This window comes from Brevibacillus daliensis (assembly GCF_021245735.1).
Taxonomy (GTDB): domain Bacteria; phylum Bacillota; class Bacilli; order Brevibacillales; family Brevibacillaceae; genus Brevibacillus_B; species Brevibacillus_B daliensis.
The window spans coordinates 1-3831 of sequence record NZ_JAJISB010000054.1; the positions used below are offsets into that span (position 1 = coordinate 1).

The following is a 3831-nucleotide window of genomic DNA, read 5'->3' on the forward strand; positions in this document are numbered from 1 at the left end:
TTTTTCATCCTCAATCTATACAAAAACTTTACATTCATTAACACTACTTTTACGATTCATTCATTCTGGCTTTATGAGGAGAGTTTAGGATTGTAAATGTAATAAGAAGAACAGGTAAAGAAACAAGGAGGATTACCCTTTGAAAAAAATAGCATCCATTTTTATCGCAGGTGTATTATCACTCGGTATGATGTTGACAGGTTGCAGTAATGATTCGGGAGATAATGCTGATGGTGATTTAAGCGGATTGATAACAACGGTTGGTTCTACTGCCATGCAGCCGTTGATAGAGCAAGCTTCTAAAAAGTTTATTGAAGAGAACCCGAAAGTACAAATCCAGGTTCAAGGCGGCGGTAGTGGTACAGGACTTAGTCAAGTGACTACAGGAGCTGCAACAATCGGTAATTCAGATATTTTTGCCGAAGAGAAAAAAGGAGTTCCTGCTAAGGAACTTGTTGGACACAAGATTGCCGTTGTAGGAATGGCACCTGTTGTAAATGCCGAAGTTGGTGTTACTAATCTGACAAAGCAGCAATTAATTGATATCTTTACAGGAAAAATAACCAACTGGAAAGACGTTGGAGGAATAGATCAGGAAGTTGTGTTGGTCAACAGGCCGAAAAACTCAGGTACTCGTGCCACATTTGTTCAATATGCTTTGGATGGAAATACAGAAGCAGACGGGATCACAGAAGAATCCTCAGGTACTGTGCGTAAAATTATCTCTGAAACACCTGGGGCAATCGGTTATTTGGGGACCTCTTATCTGAATGACATGGTACAAACAATTAAGCTTGATGGTGTAGAACCAACGAATGAAAATATTATCACGAATGAATATCCGGTATGGGCTTATCAGCACATGTACACCAAAGGTGAACCAGACCCGGCTACAAAAGCATTTTTGGACTATATGATGACAGAAGATATACAGATTGGCGTTATTGAATCGATGAAGTATATTCCAGCATCTGCTATGTTGATTGATCGTGATGCTGATGGGAAAGTAACACCGAAAGCGTAGGACAATGATAACTAGTAAAGGAGGGGCGTTACGTGAATGCAGATCAAAGATCAGCCCTGTTACAGCAGGGTAGCAAGGTAAAAGCAGGGAAAGCTACTCTTCCCGCACCTACCGGAAAACTTTCTGGATCACTAGCCTTGAGTAAAAAGCGGGTTTGGGAAGAAAAAGCAGGAAAAATTGTTACGGCTGCCTGTGCAGGGCTTCTTGGATTATTAACGCTCTCCATCCTATATTTTATCGCTTCAAAAGGTATCGCAACTTTTGCGGTGGACGGAGTAAGCATTACAGAATTTTTTACAGGATCAAAATGGGACCCGGAAGCTGATCCAGGACAATTCGGTGCCATTGCCTTTATTCTAGGTTCATTCAGTGTTACGTTGATTGCTACGTTGATTGCGGCTCCACTTGGTGTGGGAGCAGCCTTATTCATGACAGAAATTAGACCGAAATTCGGTCAAAAAGTATTGAAGCCAGTCATGGAGCTTTTGGTTGGGATTCCTTCTGTTGTTTATGGTTATGTTGGTTTAACAGTACTTGTACCATTTTTACGGGGGCAGTTTGATATTCTTGGTTTCAGCTTACTGGCAGGGGGAATCGTGCTTGCAGTCATGATTCTGCCTACGGTAACAAGTGTGGCATCTGATGCAATTGCGACAGTACCTCAGGAACTTCGTCAAGCTTCCTTGGCATTAGGGGCTACTCGCTGGCAAACATGTAAGCATGTTGTTTTATACACGGCTCGCTCAGGAGTTTTGACAGGAGTCGTACTTGGTATGGCTCGTGCGTTCGGGGAAGCGTTAGCGGTACAAATGGTTATCGGTAATACACTGAAATTACCTGGTGGCTTATTTGATCCTTCCATCACGCTGACAAGTGGAATCACCCTTAACATGGGTAACACAATTCCGGGAACACCATATAACAATGCACTATGGACAATGTGTTTAGTACTACTTGCGATGTCACTTCTTTTTATTCTTGTGATTCGTATGATTGGTAGAAAGGGGAGTCAGTAGAGCATGAGTGCTAAGGTAAGAGATAGAATTGCTACTGGTGTACTGACAGGTATTGCTGTTCTGCTGATTATTTTGTTAACAGGACTGCTTGGATATGTAATTAGTAAAGGGGCAGCTCATTTATCTTGGGAGTTCCTTACCTCTCCGCCTGATATGCTTAATCCTGGTGGGGGGATTGGTCCACAATTATTTAACTCGTTTTATTTATTACTATTAACCATGCTAATGGCTGTTCCGATCAGTTTGGGAGCAGGTATTTATTTGGCGGAATATGCACCGGATCGTAAATGGGTGCGCGCGATTCGCTTATGTATTGAAGTATTATCATCGTTACCATCTATCGTAGTAGGTATGTTTGGTCTATTGCTTTTCGTTACGATTACAGGTTGGGGTTACTCTTTGATTTCAGGTGCCTTGGCGTTAACAGTATTTAACCTGCCACTTCTGGTTCGGATTACAGAAGATGCATTCCGTTCTGTATCTAAGGAACAAAAAGAAGCAAGTTATGCACTTGGTATTACGAAATGGAAAACGATTGTTTCGGTGTTATTACCAGCAGCTTTGCCAGGTCTAGTAACAGGTATCGTTCTTGCTTCTGGTCGTGTATTCGGGGAGGCAGCAGCCCTATTATTTACAGCAGGTATGACATCTCCAGATTTACATCTGTTAAATTTTGATGTGACCAGCACTACTTCTCCATGGAACATTTTCCGTCCGGCAGAATCACTTGCCGTTCATATCTGGAAAATCAATGCGGAAGGTCTGGTTTCGGATGCAAGACAGATTGCAGACGGTGCAGCAGCTGTACTTGTTATCGCAGTACTAATCTTTAACGGTAGTGCTCGTTGGTTCGGACGTTGGTTATACAGACGTATGACCAAGTTGACAGCCTAATAGAGGAAGAGGGAATAAATGATGCAAGCAATCGCACAGCGAACAGCCATGATTGAAGCGGAAGACCTCTCAGTCTACTACGGAGAGAAGCATGCCGTTCGTCATATTAATATGGAAATTAAAAGAAATGCAGTTACTGCGTTCATTGGTCCTTCTGGTTGCGGGAAATCGACTTTTCTACGCACGATTAACCGGATGAATGATGAAATAAGTGGTTGCCGTGTTACAGGTAATCTTTATCTAGATGGAATTGACATTTATCAGCCAGATATTAAAAAAGAAGGATTGCGTCAAATGGTTGGCATGTTGTTTCAAAAGGCTAATCCATTTCAAAAATCCATCTATGAAAATATCGCATTCGCCCCTCGTTTTCACGGGATGACAAAAAAACAGGATCTCGATCAATTAGTGGAAGAAAGCCTGCAAAAAGCAGCGCTATGGAACGAAGTGAAAGATAGATTAGGTTCTTCTGCCTTAGCGTTATCAGGTGGTCAACAGCAGCGTCTTTGTCTAGCTCGTGCTATTGCAATGAGACCTGACATATTGCTTCTGGATGAACCATGTTCGGCTCTTGATCCATTGTCTACAGCTAAGATCGAGGAACTGATTGTTCAATTAAAAGATGAGTATACCATTGTTATCGTTACACACAATATGCACCAAGCGATGCGTGTAGCCGATGATACAGCTTTCTTCTTAATGGGAGAATTGATTGAAAAAAATAGAACCGAAACCTTGTTTAACTCTCCTGCACATAAGGAAACAGGAGATTACTTGAACGGACGATTCGGATAATGATGAGGAACCAGCAAGTATAAGCTTATCAAGACCTAAACTAAAAGAAGATTTATAAATTAAGGACATAACATATTATATATGACTAATATGTTATGTCCT

At 41.6% G+C, this 3831-nt stretch carries 4 protein-coding genes; all 4 read left to right on the plus strand.

Going from position 1 to position 3831, the window contains the following annotated elements:
* Positions 1-139 precede the first annotated feature (139 nt).
* The 4 genes from LM917_RS23605 to pstB are packed head-to-tail and all read left to right on the plus strand — an operon-like array spanning position 140 to position 3729.
* Positions 140-1024, plus strand: a complete 885-nt coding sequence (locus LM917_RS23605; RefSeq protein WP_232700156.1) for a phosphate ABC transporter substrate-binding protein — start codon at positions 140-142, stop codon at positions 1022-1024.
* Positions 1025-1056: 32 nt separating this feature from the next.
* Positions 1057-2040, plus strand: a complete 984-nt coding sequence (gene pstC, locus LM917_RS23610; protein ID WP_232700157.1) for a phosphate ABC transporter permease subunit PstC — start codon at positions 1057-1059, stop codon at positions 2038-2040.
* Between the two features lie 3 nt (positions 2041-2043).
* Complete coding sequence (gene pstA / locus LM917_RS23615; RefSeq protein WP_232700158.1) at positions 2044-2934, plus strand: phosphate ABC transporter permease PstA; 891 nt, start codon at positions 2044-2046, stop codon at positions 2932-2934.
* A 21-nt stretch (positions 2935-2955) separates the two neighbouring features.
* Positions 2956-3729: a phosphate ABC transporter ATP-binding protein PstB gene (pstB, locus tag LM917_RS23620; RefSeq protein WP_373688825.1), complete on the plus strand. Its 774-nt coding sequence runs from the start codon at positions 2956-2958 to the stop codon at positions 3727-3729.
* The last annotated feature ends 102 nt before the right edge of the window (positions 3730-3831 follow it).

Excerpts from the sequence above, each read along its gene's own strand:
- pstB (WP_373688825.1), top strand. The coding sequence starts at position 2,956 with ATGCAAGCAATCGCACAGCGAACAGCCATGATTGAAGCGGAAGACCTC.
- pstA (WP_232700158.1), top strand. The coding sequence starts at position 2,044 with ATGAGTGCTAAGGTAAGAGATAGAATTGCTACTGGTGTACTGACAGGT.